Genomic DNA, 15398 nt, shown 5'->3' on the forward strand with positions numbered 1-15398 from the left:
AGTTCCCCAGTGAGTCCAGAAACCCTTTTAGAACCAACCCTAGTTGATCCCACTCCCAATTTAAACCCGAATCAACCCTTCGATCGAGATAGTTTTAACAGCTATGTGATGAATACTTATGGTCGTTTTCCCATTGCGATCGCCAAAGGGTTAGGCTGTCTTCTCTGGGATACTTCCGGCAAACAATACCTTGATTTTGTCGCAGGAATTGCCACCTGTACCCTCGGTCACGCACACCCCGCTTTAATTGAAGTGGTTAGCCAGCAAATCCAAAAACTCCATCATGTCTCGAATTTATACTATATTCCCGAACAAGGGGAACTAGCTAAATGGATTGTCGATCATTCCTGCGCTGATAAAGTCTTTTTCTGTAATTCTGGTGCGGAAGCGAACGAAGCAGCGATTAAATTAGTACGAAAATATGCCCATACGGTGCTAGATTTCCTCGAACAGCCAGTTATTTTAACTGCTCACGCTAGTTTTCACGGTCGGACTTTAGCTACCATCACCGCAACCGGTCAACCGAAGTATCAAAAAGACTTTGAACCCCTGATGCCGGGGTTTGCCTATATTCCCTATAATGATATCGAAGCGGTGGAAAATGCGATCGCTGATCTCGATGAGGGTAATCGTCGTGTGGCTGCGATTATGTTGGAACCCTTGCAGGGTGAAGGGGGAGTTCGTCCAGGGGATATCGAATATTTCCAACGTTTACGGCAAATTTGCGACGAAAATAACATTTTGCTTGTCTTTGATGAAGTACAGGTGGGAGTCGGAAGAACTGGTAAACTCTGGGGTTATGAGAATTTAGGAGTGGAACCGGATATTTTCACTTCTGCTAAGGGTTTAGCGGGTGGTATTCCCATCGGTGCGATGATGTGCAGAAAATTCTGTGATGTGTTTGAACCGGGTAGTCATGCGAGTACCTTTGGAGGTAATCCTTTCGCTTGTGCCTCAGCTTTAACAGTATTACAAACCATTGAACGGGATCATCTTCTCGAAAATGTCCAGCAGCGAGGGGAACAGTTACGCAGCCGTTTACGCGTGATTGCTTCTCAATATCCCCATCTATTTGTCGATGTGCGCGGTTGGGGTTTAATTAATGGTCTGGAAATTAATTCAGAAAGTGAGTTGGTTTCATCTACTATTGTTAATGCAGCCTTGGCCGAGGGTTTATTAATTGCCCCCGCAGGTCCGAAAGTCCTCCGTTTTGTACCTCCTTTAATTGTCTCGGAAGCAGAAGTAGATGAGGCTATGGATAAGCTAGAAGTTGCTATCGCTAAAGTGGTTTAATTTCAGTTATCAGTTATCAGTTATCAGTTATCAGATGTAAGTTTTAAGTTGACAGTTTCCAGAACGTAGGTTGGGTTGAAGCATGAAACCCAACGCCCGCTCATGTTACGCTACCGCTAACCCATCCTACAAATAATTGTGCCTACCTACTTATGAGTCAATTATTTTTGAGCTTTATCCCCCTAACTGTCACTTTTTCACTGGACTAGGGGAGGATGAATTTACTCTTGTTCGGGGCAAATAAAATGATCACTTCTGAACCTATTTATTCTCTCCCTAAAACCCCTCCTTTAGAAAATGGGGATCAACTAAGTCGCCAGGAATTTGAGTGCCGTTATCAGAACCTTTCTGAAATAAAAAAAGCCGAATTAATTGAAGGAATAGTTTATATGTCTTCTCCTGTGCGAGTGCGGAGTCATGGAGAACCTCATTCTGATATTTTAACTTGGTTAGGGGTCTATAAAGCTGCCACAATTGGGGTGATGTCTGCGGATAATACTACTGTGCGTCTGGATGCAGATAATGAAGTACAACCAGATGCTTTACTAAGAATTAAAATTGCTGGACAATCAACTATTAGTGATGATGATTATATCGAAGGTGCGCCGGAATTAATCGTAGAAATCGCCGCTTCTAGTGCTTCCTATGATCTCCACAATAAATGGCGAGTTTATCGTCGTAATCAAGTGCAAGAATATCTTGTTTGGCGAGTTTATGAACGTCAATTAGATTGGTTCCGATTAAATGCTGGAGAATATATTAAACTTGAACCCGATAGTCGAGGGATAATTTACTCGCAGGTTTTCCCCGGTCTTTGGTTAAATGTTAATGCTTTATTAGCGGGTAACTTGGGACAGGTTTTGACAGTTTTACAGCAAGGTTTAGCCAGTCAAGAACATCAAGATTTTCTGAAAATATTATCTCAAAAAACTAATAACTGATTTATGTGGCATCCTGACGCTTATCAAGCTTTAATTGCTGAAGATTATCCTCAAGTTGCGGCAATCTACGAGGAACTAATCGATAACAATCCTGAAAATGTTTCTGACTATTGGTACTTGGGAGTTGCCTATCTTCTGCAAAATTTAGAAGCAGAAGCGCAGGTAATGTGGCAAAGTATTTTAAGCGAAGGTAATCTGGAACAAGTTAAGCAATGGCAAGCAGGATTAGAAGCAGTTTTAGACGCAGAAGCGCGACGACAACAAAGAAAAGGTGATCTGGCAGCTGTAGAATATTTTCGCTATCATCTACAGGAAATTGTTCCCAAGTCAATTAATAATTTATTAGCTTTATTCGACTTAGCTTTAGATTTAGAAATATTTGATCCTGAAGAACTACTTAATTATCCTATTCAAGAGAATCTCAGATATAATCCCGATCGAGAATTGCTTTTAAATGTAGTTCTCAAAAGTCTTTTATATCCCCATGAATTAACTTTAGATTTAGCTCAAGCAAGTTTACCCTACCTAGAGGAATTAGCCGATAGTTTTATCCCGCAAGCTTTTCAGATAGCAGCACGAGTCACCAACGAGCAACAAAGTCCCACTTTTGGAGTGGAAATTATTAAACTTTGTCTGCAATTAAGACCAAATGATCTGAGTCTTTTGGAACAATTGGTTAACCTCTATATTTTAGCAGAAGACTTTGATAATTCTTTGATAACTGCCTATCAATTCCGAGAAATTTGTCTAACTCCAACCCTAAAGTTATACAGTAATTATCTGATTTTGTTAATACTTTTGCGCTGGGGAGTTTGGCAAGAAATTGATCATATTTATCAAGAATATCATGATTTATTACAGGAATTAACCCGTCAGAAAAATATCACTTTAGAACCGATTATTAAAACTAGCTTTCTCAATGTTTCTAGTCCCCTACCCTACCTAGGCGATCGAGCTTTAGCCAATCGACAATTAACTAATCGCATCGCCGAAATTTTCCTTGATAATAATAGTTTAAAAACTTCTTTGGTTACTATCAAAAAATCTCAAAAAAAACTGACAATTGGTTATCTTGCCAGTACCTTAAAACATCATTCCGTCGGTTGGTTAAGTCGTTGGTTAATTCACCATCATGATCGAGAAAAATTGCAAATAGCCATCTATACTATTAACCAAGAAGAAGATGAAATTACCCGTCAATGGTTCCGGGATAGCCGAGATATTATCCGTCATTTTCCCTACGCTCAAAATCCCCTAGAAGTTGCCCAACAAATTCAACAGGATCAGATAGATATTCTAGTAGATTTAGATAGTTTAACCCATAATCTCACCAATCAGATTATGGCCCAGAAACCCGCAGCAAAACAAGTGACTTGGTTAGGTTGGGATGCTTCTGGATTAGCAACTATTGATTACTATATCGCCGATCCCTACGTTTTACCCCAGCAAGCGGAGGAATATTATCGAGAAAAAATCTATCGTTTACCAGAGACATATTTAGCAGTGGATGGTTTTGAAATCGGCACTCCCAATCTCCGTCGAGAAGATTTAGAAATTCCCCCCGATGCTACCATCTATTTTTCCGTACAAAGTGGCATGAAACGCCATCCTGATACCATTAAACTTCAGATGAAAATTCTCGCACAAGTCCCTAATAGTTATTTTCTGATTAAGGGAGTCGGTAAGACTGAAAAAATTCAAGAATTATTTACTGAAATAGCGATTCGGGAGGGAGTTAATCCCCAAAGATTGCGGTTTTTACCGAGAGATATCGATGAATATACCCATCGCGCTAATTTACAGATTGCCGATGTGGTGTTAGATACCTATCCCTACAATGGTGCTACCACCACCTTAGAAGTTTTATGGCAAGGAATCCCTTTAGTTACATTGGTAGGAGAACAATTTTCCGCCCGCAATAGTTATACTTTTATGATTAATGCTGGTATTGAAGCCGGAATTGGCTGGAATGAGGCAGAATATATCGACTGGGGAGTAAAATTAGGACTCGATCGCTCCCTTCGTCAAGACATCAGCCATCAACTGTTAGGAAATCGTGACACAGCCCCGCTCTGGCAAGGGAAAAAATTCGCTCAAAATATGGAAAATGCCTATTTAAAAATCTGGGAGGGAAGTTGATATTGACATCCTCGCCGCCCTAAAAGTGCGGCGATTCCTAAACCTCACGATTTAAGTTTCTGCTTCCACCACCGTCGCATACCACAGTTAAAAAACCATGTACTGTCTTACACAGAGTCCACAGACTTTCGCCCCATTTCAGAAGCCCGATTCCGTGTGTCCCACGGTACGTTGACCGCCTATAGCTTCTTGTACTTGTTGCGCGCGACTTTTTACCCGGCCAAGCTTTTCTGGTCGGAACCCCCTAAGCCGAGTTTTCAAGGTGCTGCGCCGTCCACTTGGTTTTCGAGACTGGCCTTTTAATTCTAACGTAAAGCCAACCTAGAACGGCGGGGTTTCAGACCCAAAATTTCCGATGAGAAAGTTATCCGCAATCAATAAAGTATCGAATCGGGGCAAGAAAAATTCAACTAAGAGGAGTTTAACTGATGACAGCCGCAACTGAAAAAGATTTAAAAAGATTAGAGGATTTAATCATCGGTATTGCCAACGGACAAAAGGCGATCGAAAACCGACTAACCACCCTGGAAAACCGACTAACCACCATAGAAAACGGACAGAAGAATTTAGAGTTAGGGCAGTCGGAAATTAAAGGCGATATCCGAACCCTAGACGCGAAGATAGAGGGTTTAAGCGATCGAGTTAAAGTTATAGAGAACGCGGCGGGGAAAACCACCGATCTCGCCGAAAAAGTTGGGGAATTGAAAAACTGGAAACAGATCGGAGTAGTGGTGATCACCGCTGCGCTCAGTTCGATCCTCAGTGGTGTTACGGGTGGGGTAATCGGTTGGCTAATCCGAGCGGCGAAAGTTAATCCCTAATGGCGTTGCCGAATCAAGAATATGAATGCTGATTTTGCACCCGTCCACCAGCCAACCTAGTCCTAGGTTTTAAAAATTGCCCAAGAAGACAGGTGATAATTATCGCCAAAATACTCTAGGCAGTAACCTAAATAACCAACCCTAAAAAAACTCTCTGCTACACTTGAGTCAGTAGATGCACCCTGATGAAAAAGGAGAGTCAAAGAAAGCTCTCCTTTTTTTTTGAGAAAGCAATCCCGGGGGGATTTAGCCGCGGTTAGCAGGTAGTTTCGCTTTGCGCGCCATGTCTTTGAAACCATTCAAACTTGGACCAGGGCGACGGCGAGACAGACTAGGAGTAATCAAGTATTTTGTCGCAAATTCCACTTCTTGCGGCTCTACTTTACCGTTAGTAGCGGCTACGGGTGCCGGTGCGCTCACAGGAGCGGCGGGAGTTTCTTTTACTTGCTTTTCTTTCTTAACAGAAGTTTTTTTGGCTTTTTTCTCGGCTACGGGGGCGGCAGCAGACTCCACAGCAGGGGCAGGCGCTTCCACAACAGGCGCGGCTGCTGCCGTGGTTGCTGTCGCTTTTTGTTCACCATCGGTTTCTTTTAGTTCTAGGTAAAAGTCAGATTTTTTGCCACCAAAGAGATTTTTTAACATCGGGGATCACTCCGAGAGTTGGGAAAATGTAAAAGACTAGGTATTTTAAAATTTATCATTGACCGGGATCAGGCAGCAAACAAGATTATTCTCTTGACGATTTCCCTCTTTCATCTATTTTTCTCTGGATAATCCCTACCAGAAAAAGTGGTTAAAAACAAGTTAAATTTACAAAAATTAACAAAAATCTAGAACGAGAAACCCCGACGCAAACAAGGGCAAAAACTGCTAGAGACGTTGCTGACAACGTCTCTAGATTATTGATTGGGGATTTGGTCGGATTTAGCTGGCTGCGGGTACACGGCTGCCGCTAACTCCGGGGACAGGACCACGACGAATGTTGGTTTCCGCTTCGATGGGAACGAATTCAATATGATTGAGGAGGGTAGTAACGAAAGCAAAGAGTAAAAAAGGCAAAGAGAGGACGACGACTAACCCCACGGTAGCGAGGGCGAAAATTTGTCTAGTGCTACTCCAAAGAGCTAGAGTGGAAGCGAGAGTAAGAAAAATAACGATTAACCAGACGATTATTTGTCCGTAAATATCTCCGAAGGTGAGGGTGCAAACCATGCGATAGTTACGAAAATCCTTATCCATAACAGTAAACCCGTAGATAGTCAGTTATTGTTTCAGGGTAAGTCTATAATTGTCAGCTTGGTCAATATTTAAAGGTTTTTATAAACACTTGTTGATAAATCTTTACAATTCTGCGCCGAGCGGGTGGCCAAATCTAGAGATAAGAGCGGTATTGTTTGGTTGTCCTTCCGGAAAACTAAGTTGATATTATAAGAATTGATAAGAATTGCTAAGAATTACCAAAAAACTGGCCAAAATTTTGGCGAACGCTCTTTACAATTAAATTATAAAGGCAACGAGGAGCAAGCCTAATGAAAACTTTTGTTGAGCGTTATCGGTCTTGGTTTAATTGGACAACCCTAGCCATGGTTGTTCTCGGTTTCTGGTTAAGTGCCAGTTTCGTCATCGATTTAATCATTCTCCCCAGCTTATCCGTAGCTGGCATGATGACACAAAATGGCTTTGCCAGTGCTGGTTACTTGCTATTTGGCATTTTTAACCATCTGGAATTAGTTTGTGCGGCGATTGTGCTGTGTAGCTTTGTTGTCTTCCACCGCTATCATACCTTAATCCATCTCCCCGAACATCGATCGCTTCTATTCGCCGGTGTTCTCTTAGTAATCACCCTAATTTACACCTATTTTCTCACTCCCAATCTGAGTGCTATGGGTTTACTAGCTCCCGTTACCGCGTCGGGAATGTCGGGAGAAATGATGTCCTTGCAGATTGGTTACTGGTTTCTAGAAGTGGTTAAAGGTTTGATAGCTTTTACCCTGTTGCGCTGGTGTTGGCGAGATGCCTTTAAGTTGGCTTAGTTTTTGATGACAAGCGGGGTTCAACCCGCTTTTTTTAGTTCTAGCAATATAATCCGCCTATTTGATTCGTGAACGGAGAGGCAGTACAACTGGCGAATCCAAGAATAGAGGTGGTAAATTTTTTACACTTCATTTAGGCGCACTAGGGGATTCCATGATTGATAACGAACAGGTTTAATAACTTGCTAAGTGGGTGGGTGGAATTAAATATAAGATGAACGTAGGTTGGGTTGAAGCATGAAACCCAACGCCCGCTCATGTTACGCTACCGCTAACCCATCCTACAAATAATTGTGCCTCCCTACTAAGAAAAAATCTAGGGGATTCCATGATTGATAACGAACAGGTTTAATAACTTGCTATCTAAGCATAAATCAGTTACAATTCTTGCAAATTAACTTCGTCTGTGAGGAAAGCTGGAAGTGTTGTTAAAAAAAGCCAAAAGAAACGGCCGTATAAGACACATATTTTCTGGAGGAATTTTGATCACATCCTGTGTGGGGACAGCCATACTTTGCGATCGGGTGAAGGCCCTTCCTTCCCCCTTAGACATTGACGCTGCTTCTATTCGGGTATCCCAGGAAAAAATTATCATTAATTCCCCCGTAGAATTAGAGAGGACAGAAAGAGTTCTGACCACCAATTCCTTCTCGACAACAGAGGGATTAGCCGATAGTAATCTGCCCTCATCCTTAGAAAATAAACTAGGGAAATCTTCCCTCGATACTTTAGCAACAGAAAAGACCAGGACAATTTCAACCCTAGAAGAATGGAAGGCGAATCTAGGGACAACGCAAGCAAGTCAGCTTTTACCAGCAGGAGTTAATAACTCGCCAGAAGTCGAAAAATGGCAAGCACAGGCATCTACCCCCGTTGATCCCAATATTTCTCCCGAATTGCAGCGTTTACGTCAAGATTTCCTGATTGAGGAACCGCGAACCCTTTCTGCGAAACTGGCGGAATTTGTGGTTGCCCCTAGTGCCAGTATTTCTACTCCCATCGGTTTTGGAGCGAATTTTGGGCAGATTTTCGGTGGTTTCGGTTTCCAGTCGAGAACCCGTTTTACCAATCAAGCAGATGGCGGGTTAGCCCTAGGGGGCGGTTTGGGAGACCCCCAGAAAATTGTCGGTTTGGATGTAACTCTGGCGATTTTGAGCCTTTTTGGTGATAATGCCGGACGGGGTAGTTTTAGCTTTAAAATTCACCGTTCTCTGCCAGAAGGTTTTGCTGTGGCCCTAGGATTTGAAAACGCCATTCGCTGGGGTGAGACAGATGCCGGTAGCAGTATCTACGGGGTGGTGAGCAAATTTTTTCAGTTCACAGAAACAACGAAAGAACCCTTTAGTCAATTGACGCTCTCTTTGGGTGTTGGTGGTGGTCGTTTTCGCTCGGAAGGAGCCATCGAAGATGGGGTAAATTCGCTGGGTGTCTTTGCTAGTGCTGGTTTACGAATTGTTGAACCAGTCTCGGCCATTGTCGAATGGTCGGGTCAAGATTTAAACGCAGGTATTTCCCTGATTCCCTTCCCGAAAGTCCCCTTGACGATTAACCTTGCCGGTGCTGATTTAACGGGCAATGCCGGGGACGGCGCTCGCTTCGTCATGAGTATCGGCTACAATTACTTTTTCCCCCGTTAGTCGGTTTTTAGATTGTTAATTTAGCTTTTTGAATGAGGATAAAGACCATGTTGATGAAATGGTTGACTAATTGGCAAGTTTCCTTAGTGGCGGCGGTTTTGCTGACCAATGCCCTAGTCTCTCCCGGTATGGCGCAAACCGGCAACCAATCCGATGCCACCGGACCAATTCTTTCCACTGGGGATTTTGCTGGTCAAACTTTCCCCACCACCACGACGGTAACGGGATTTCAGGGGGGAGAACCGGCTCAAATCGCTGTTAATCAGGCGGCGGCTTCTCTGAATATTCAGTTAGCTGATAATAATTTAACCTCCCCCACGGGTACCCCGATTCCCGCAGCCGTTCAGGAATTGCTACTGAGCATCTTAACAGGGGATGCACAGGCGGGTAATAATATCAATGCTGTCATTGCCGCTCTTTACTCAGCCCCCGGCGCACCGCCTTTAAATGTTATTGAAGACTTATTGGCCAGCTTAGAGAGACTGACCAGGGATGAGAAGGTAGTTCCAGCTAAATTGCTGGCGGCGGTGCAGGCCTATAATGCGATGATTTTAGCCAGTAACGAAGAGTTTCTCCGCAATCCCCCCGCAGAACTACGAGCAATTCAAGCATCCTTAGTTAAATTGGTGGGACTCACTATTAGCTAACCCGCATTTTCCCTGCTGACTTTACCATAGTCTTCTCGGATTAGAGGGCTGTGGTGAAGGCTCCACGGTGGGCGCGGTGGTTGGCTGTGAGGGAGTTACAGGAGGGGTATTTCTTCCCCCTAAAGATTCTTGGAGCTTGTCGCGCAGTTTTTTGGCAGTATCGGAGTTAGGATTAATTTTGAGAGCTTGTTCGTAGGCAGCGAGCGCCTCTTGGGGGCGTTTCCAGTAGGTCAAGACCAGACCTTTCCCGTACCAAGCTTGATAGAGTTGAGCATCGAGTTGCAAGGCTTTTTCATAGGCGGCATAGGCGAGGGCTAATTGTCCTAACCGCCACATTTTATTGCCTTGATTAAGCCAGTTTAGGGGATTAGTATCGTTCTTATGGGGAAATTCAAAAGCCTTGTATAATTCATCCCCAATTTCTTGCAAAGATAAGGCATTGGGGGGCGAATTTTCGACATTTATCTGCCCTTGAATGCCAGACTGGGGTGCTAATTTCAAAAAAGTAGTGATGGGAATAGCGAGACTAAAGCCAATTGGCACGGGAACCTTGGCGATTTTTTCGGCTTCATTTTGTCCGTGAACCGCGATGACTCGTCCATTGAGATCCAACACTGGACCGCCACTCATGCCCCCATAGGTGACACTGGTATAAACTATCTCATACCCCAACTCCGGGGGAAATATTTTCAGCAAGGGTGTAATGTCCTTGGGCAGCACTTTCCCCACATTGAACAATCGTTTCCGCTTGCCGATAAATTTCGGATCCGGCCATCCAGAAGCAAAAATAAATTGTTCGTCAGCTACTTGATAGTTAGCCAAGGTCGCCAATTGATAATTTTGGTCGCTCTGAAACTGCACGAGAGCTAGATCTACTCCGGGTAATTTTTTGATGCTATTGTAATCGAGCGGATATTTCTTACCATCCCAGGTAATAATTTTTAGTTGATCGTAATAGAACTTGCAGGCATCTCTAGCATCTTTACAGATCACATGACTGGCAGTAAGAACAGTATAAACTTTTCCTTCTTTGGCAATAATTGATCCAGAGCCATTAGCAGTAATTTTCCCATTCGCCCCCTCTTCTTCTGAGGGGATTAAAACGGTAATCTTTTCAGCAATTTTTTCTATCTGCTCAGTTGTTGATGCCTTAGCAATCTGAGGAGAAACCACAAACACCGCTATACTAACTAGGGCGGCGGAAATTTTCAAGAAATTGTTGCTCATTCTGGTTTAAAAATACAGTTGAGTGGAATTTACCAGAGGGGTGTGGGAGCGGGATTCTTTTCTCTTGGGGTTGACGAGGATGGAGAAGGAAAATCTTCCCAGAAAGTGGGTTCTCTATGGGTGGGAAGCGGTGGGGGTGAAACTGAGGGCCGTTGCCGACTGGAAGCAGATAGAGAAGATGACCCCGATTGTAAAAAAGTCCCGATAGGAATCGCCCAACTTAATCGACTCATTTGTTCCCACAGTGCCGGTGAAGTCACTGTTCCATCAGCAAAAACGTAGGATTTACCCCAGAGAGGATAAGCATGAATCCCGTTAATGCCAATAACTTTACCTTGCCGATTCAGCAGCGGTCCGCCACTCATGCCATTTTTAATCTTATTGGTGTAGCCGATTTGGTAGCCTCTCGAAAAGGATTTATCACTCAAAAGCGACACTTTACCCAGGGTGAAGGTAAATCCTTGTTCTGTCGGGCGATCGCCATCGTAGGGAAAGCCAGCGGCGAAAACTTCATCTCCGATAGCGAGATCATCGACATTAGCCAAATCAGCAATAGAATAAACTTGGCTACTGCGAAAAGAAATTAAGCCTAAATCATAATTATTCAAGCGAATTGTTCTGACCAACTCACCCCGATGTATCTTGCCGTCAGGGGTTTGTATTTGCCAACCCCGAGAGCGATCCCGCCCTAAAACATGGTCATTAGTGAGGACTTTGTAGGAAGAACCCTGCTTTTCAACTAAAATGCCCGAACCCCAGCCTTGCCCTGATAACACCTTAACAGTAATTGCTCTGGCTAACTGACGCAGCTGTTGTTCTGAAAGTTGTTGAGAGCTATGGGCATTGGCCTGGTTAGGTTCCAGAGCAGGAGCATAGCTTTGCACAGCAAGCAAAGGTGTGGACAGTCCCAATAATAAACCGCCCACACCAGCCAAAATTCTTTTTATCGCCCGACTCACTTGATCACTATGCTCCTATCTATAGAACTAGAAAAGTTTACCAAACAGCGGGCGTTGGGTTTCCTTGCGTCAACCCAACCTACCTTATCTATAGAACTAGAAAAGTTTACCAAACAGAACCGCCTGATGGTTTTTGGGGGGGTTGTTCGGGAGAAGTCTCCGGCAGTGGAGAGGGGGACGAACCGGTGGCAGGATTTGTTTCCACGGGAGCATTTTCTAGGAATTTGTTGAAATGGACAATGACAGAATCCGATGAGCTTTCAAACAAAGGCTCGGTTCTGGAACCCTCCCGGAGGTCGAATAGCTGTGCGATTTTCTCGGTTGCGTCTTCCCCTTTCTTGAGGGTAAATAATAGGTTATCGCGATTTGCCCGTTCTCGTCCATTACTAGGGGAATAGATGACCGGCAGACCATTGAGATAGCCAGTGGTAATAATATCAATTCCGCCTGGTCGAGCGTAAAGGGTATTGAATCGTTTAGTTACTTCTAGACACCGTTGCTGGGGAGTGTAACCGGAACCGCTAGAATAACGAGAAACCCAACGAATCACAGCTTTGCGTTCATTAGAGCCGACTTTGGCATAGGTTGTGGGAACTCCTACATAGGGGCCTGTCACTGGTAAAAGACACTCGAATCTGGTTTGAGCTTGGCTCGGTGATTGTAAGGTCAAGGCAGCTCCTACACCAATCAGACCAATAGTCAGAGTTTTTGTCAAAGTTTGTAATGTCATTGTCCTTATTCTAATCCTGCAAAGGGACTCTACTATACACTTCAAAGGTAGCTATTATCTCTCCGCAAAACCAACAAAAGCAAGGCTTTTGCAACAATTCTTATTTTTTGGATTAGCTTTTCTTCAAACTCCTTTAAGAGAGCAATCAGATGAGTTCGTTTACCCCAAAGCAGACCAAACTTCTAACTTACTGACCACGCGACGAATCACCTCATCGGTAAACTCACTCATGGTCATTTGGCCCCCTAAATCGGGGGTTTTTTTGCCCTCGTGAATAGTTTCAAAGACACTTTCATAAATTGCCCTGGAAGCTTTACGCGCTTCGTTAGTTTCGATATAACCTAACAAAGCTGCCGAGGCTAAAATCATCGCCATGGGATTAGCGATATTTTTGCCCTCTAAAGCGGGGGCAGTGCCGTGGGGAGCTTCTGCCATAATAGTTTTAACCGCTAATGTCTCCTCATCAAATCCCAAAACTAAACTTTCGGCCCCGGCAATACTGCCATAGAGTTGCAAGACAAAATCGGATAATAAATCGCCATCGCGATTAAGTGCTGGAATCACCAAAGCTTCGCCGTCGGTTTGTAAAAGTAGGGCAAAAGTTGCATCAATTAACAGGGGTTGATAACGCACTTCTGGATGTCTTTGGGCTGCTGCGTCTAATTCCTCTTTAAACATCCCTTCGTAGGTGGCACTAACGGTGAATTTTGGGCCGCCAAATACCCGCGCCCCGGTTTTTTTGGCGTGTTGAAAGGTAAACTCGGCCACGGCGCGACTGGTAGCCCTAGAAATGCGCGAGGTGCGATAGGCAATTTCATCGCCAGTGGTGCTGGTTTCTCGCCATTCTCTGGCCCCGTAGGCATCATCAACGGCCATGCGGACAATGGCAATGGGAGAATAAACGCCCCCAATCGGACGAATACCGGGGATACGGCGACCGATGCGGAGAATTACCTGAGAATTCATTGCTTCTCTTAAAATAGCGTTAGGACTGCCCACATCTCCTTTGATTTCTGGGGTAATAGTGGCAGCTTTGAGAGCTAATCCGGTTTTTAGAGTCGCTTCGGCGGCCTCGTGAACCACTTGGTTGTTACTCTGGCGACGTTGGGCTAAACTAAGATCAAAATCGGCAAAGTTAAGCGGTTGACGAATTATCGAGGGTTGCAATACTCTCAGGGCTTCTAGTAATAGTTCTTCTCCAGTTTGGTCGCCGTGCATGACCACAATGGTGGGGATATTTTCAGCCATAATTTTTGAGTTTTAAGAAAAATTTTCCAGTATATGTTAATGCTTAATTGGCTGGTTAATCGGCTAAAAAAGATACTTTTTACCTTAATTAATTCTGTAATTTTATCAATCTTGTAAGTAGCTGGTTATAATTAAATTGAAGATGGCTCCCCCCTTAATCCCCCCTTAATAAGGGGGTGCATCCCACATTTGCAGAAATACCGACAATCAGCAATTATCAGTGACTCTTAAATTATTACAGATATATCAGCAGCTGCCTGTAAGCATCTCACCGAAAAGCTAATGCGCTCCGGGGTTTGGGTAGGGCTGTTTCATTCTCCCATCAGAATATCAAAAGTAAAAGCGATCACTGTCTTTGTAAAATGATAAGTGACCGCCAACTTTTTAAATATATGTTGAGCTTAATAGAAAAACTGAAACAAGTCAAGGACTTTCGGAAAGATCAAGGAAAAAGACACCCTTTATGGATAGTATTAGTAGTAATAATACTGGGAACAATGCTAGGATACTCAGGTTAGAGAGAACTGGGAGAGTTTGCTAAAAATAATCGGCACAGGCTCAGTCAAGAATTTAATATAATTCCCGAAAGAGTCCCATCCTATTCAACAATTAGAAGGGTAATGATGGGAGTTGACTGGCAGAGTTTGTTAAAAATGTTTAATGAATGGGCATTAGAAGAATATGGACAAAGAGATGACATAAATTGGCTAGGCATAGATGGAAAAAGTCTCAAAAACACCCGAAAAAATCCTAACAATGAACAACAAAATTTTATCATGTTTGTCTCATTGTTTAGTCAAGAAAGTGGCTTAGTATTACAATTAAAAAGAATCGAAAACAAAAAAGGGTCTGAAATCGACGAAGGTCAAGCTATAATTCAGGATTGCACTCTCGAAAATAAAGTTTTTACTGGGGATGCTTGGCACTGTCAGAAAAAAACAATCAGCTTAATAGCCAAGAGTAAAAATGATTATGTTATCACCGTTAAAGGAAATCAGAAAAATCTTTATCAGCGAATACAAGACCTGAGTAATTCCTCAAAGCCAGAAAGTTGTTTTCTTGAACAAGATAATAGTCATGGACGAAAAATATCAAGAAAAATAGAAGTTTTTAAAGTGAGGAAAAATGAAAGACAAGGGTTTGAAAATCTGCGCCGAATTATTAAAGTAGAAAGAAGGGGTAGTCGCGGGGATAAAACGTATGAAGAAACAGCTTACTATATTAGTAGCCTAACCGAATCCGCTCAAGTATTTGCTAAAATTATTCGAGGACACTGGAAAATAGAAAATCAGTTACATTGGGTAAAAGATGTAATTTTTGAGGAAGATAAAAGCGAGATAAGTGATTTTCAAGCGGCCAGCAATTGGTCAATTCTCACAACCATAGGATTGAATCTTTTCAGAGGTTTGGGTTTTCTCTCAATAACAGAGGGACAGAGGTGGTTAGCTGAACGTTGGGAAAAACTGATAGTTTTATCGACGTAAGAAGCAGAAAAATTATACCAATTCTCCAAAATGTGACTACAGATAGGCTAGAATATCATATTAGTAGAGTTAAAGGAAAAATATGGCAGGAGTTTATAAGATAGAAATATCTGAAAGTGAAGCAGAACTCAAGGAACTGCTTAGAAAAGAAAAAACTGGTTCAGGAAAAGAAAGAATACAAGTATTGTACTTGTTAAAGACAAAAAAGGCAAAAACGGTGACAGAAGCCGCGGAAATGC

Annotated in this window: 13 protein-coding genes and 1 pseudogene; 8 read left to right on the forward strand and 6 right to left on the reverse strand. The window is 43.1% G+C overall.

Annotated elements, in window-relative coordinates:
* The first annotated feature begins 9 nt into the window (after positions 1-9).
* From H6G48_RS17805 to H6G48_RS17820, 4 genes are all read left to right on the forward strand, one after another.
* Positions 10-1293, forward strand: a complete 1284-nt coding sequence (locus H6G48_RS17805) for an aspartate aminotransferase family protein (RefSeq protein ID WP_190722701.1) — start codon at positions 10-12, stop codon at positions 1291-1293.
* 245 nt (positions 1294-1538) lie between these two features.
* A complete protein-coding gene (locus H6G48_RS17810) occupies positions 1539-2234 on the forward strand; it encodes a Uma2 family endonuclease (protein WP_190722702.1) in 696 nt (231 codons plus the stop codon).
* Positions 2235-2237: 3 nt separating this feature from the next.
* Positions 2238-4373: an O-linked N-acetylglucosamine transferase, SPINDLY family protein gene (locus H6G48_RS17815; protein ID WP_190722703.1), complete on the forward strand. Its 2136-nt coding sequence runs from the start codon at positions 2238-2240 to the stop codon at positions 4371-4373.
* Between the two features lie 428 nt (positions 4374-4801).
* Positions 4802-5194, forward strand: coding sequence for a hypothetical protein (locus H6G48_RS17820; protein ID WP_190722704.1), 393 nt, complete (start codon positions 4802-4804; stop codon positions 5192-5194).
* A 246-nt stretch (positions 5195-5440) separates the two neighbouring features.
* Here the strand turns inward: H6G48_RS17820 and H6G48_RS17825 are convergent, their stop codons facing one another.
* Positions 5441-5836: a hypothetical protein gene (locus H6G48_RS17825; RefSeq protein WP_190722705.1), complete on the reverse strand. Its 396-nt coding sequence runs from the start codon at positions 5834-5836 to the stop codon at positions 5441-5443.
* A gap of 282 nt (positions 5837-6118) precedes the next feature.
* Entirely contained in the window at positions 6119-6433 is a 315-nt protein-coding gene (locus H6G48_RS17830; RefSeq protein ID WP_002735918.1) for a hypothetical protein, read from the reverse strand.
* Between the two features lie 290 nt (positions 6434-6723).
* Here H6G48_RS17830 and H6G48_RS17835 point away from each other — a divergent pair, with 290 nt between their 5' ends.
* The 3 genes from H6G48_RS17835 to H6G48_RS17845 all read left to right on the forward strand — a co-directional run bounded on the left by H6G48_RS17835 (position 6724) and on the right by H6G48_RS17845 (position 9511).
* The gene (locus H6G48_RS17835; RefSeq protein ID WP_002792980.1) at positions 6724-7227 is read left to right on the forward strand and encodes a hypothetical protein; all 504 of its coding nucleotides are present in this window, start codon (positions 6724-6726) and stop codon (positions 7225-7227) included.
* A gap of 422 nt (positions 7228-7649) precedes the next feature.
* Positions 7650-8864 (forward strand): hypothetical protein, encoded by a 1215-nt coding sequence (locus H6G48_RS17840; protein ID WP_190722706.1) that lies wholly within the window; start codon positions 7650-7652, stop codon positions 8862-8864.
* A 47-nt stretch (positions 8865-8911) separates the two neighbouring features.
* Entirely contained in the window at positions 8912-9511 is a 600-nt protein-coding gene (locus tag H6G48_RS17845) for a hypothetical protein (protein WP_190722707.1), read from the forward strand.
* A 21-nt stretch (positions 9512-9532) separates the two neighbouring features.
* Here H6G48_RS17845 and H6G48_RS17850 read toward each other — a convergent pair whose 3' ends face one another.
* The 4 genes from H6G48_RS17850 to H6G48_RS17865 all read right to left on the reverse strand — a co-directional run bounded on the left by H6G48_RS17850 (position 9533) and on the right by H6G48_RS17865 (position 13675).
* Positions 9533-10738 (reverse strand): tetratricopeptide repeat-containing S1 family peptidase, encoded by a 1206-nt coding sequence (locus tag H6G48_RS17850; protein WP_190722708.1) that lies wholly within the window; start codon positions 10736-10738, stop codon positions 9533-9535.
* 29 nt (positions 10739-10767) lie between these two features.
* Entirely contained in the window at positions 10768-11697 is a 930-nt protein-coding gene (locus tag H6G48_RS17855; RefSeq protein ID WP_190722709.1) for a S1 family peptidase, read from the reverse strand.
* 106 nt (positions 11698-11803) lie between these two features.
* Positions 11804-12427, reverse strand: coding sequence for a COP23 domain-containing protein (locus tag H6G48_RS17860; protein ID WP_190722710.1), 624 nt, complete (start codon positions 12425-12427; stop codon positions 11804-11806).
* A gap of 159 nt (positions 12428-12586) precedes the next feature.
* Positions 12587-13675, reverse strand: coding sequence for an isocitrate/isopropylmalate family dehydrogenase (locus tag H6G48_RS17865; RefSeq protein WP_190722711.1), 1089 nt, complete (start codon positions 13673-13675; stop codon positions 12587-12589).
* 392 nt (positions 13676-14067) lie between these two features.
* Here H6G48_RS17865 and H6G48_RS17870 point away from each other — a divergent pair.
* Positions 14068-15159: pseudogene (locus tag H6G48_RS17870) on the forward strand (ISAs1 family transposase).
* Positions 15160-15398: the final 239 nt, after the last annotated feature.

This window comes from Microcystis flos-aquae FACHB-1344 (genome assembly GCF_014698375.1).
Lineage (GTDB): Bacteria > Cyanobacteriota > Cyanobacteriia > Cyanobacteriales > Microcystaceae > Microcystis > Microcystis aeruginosa.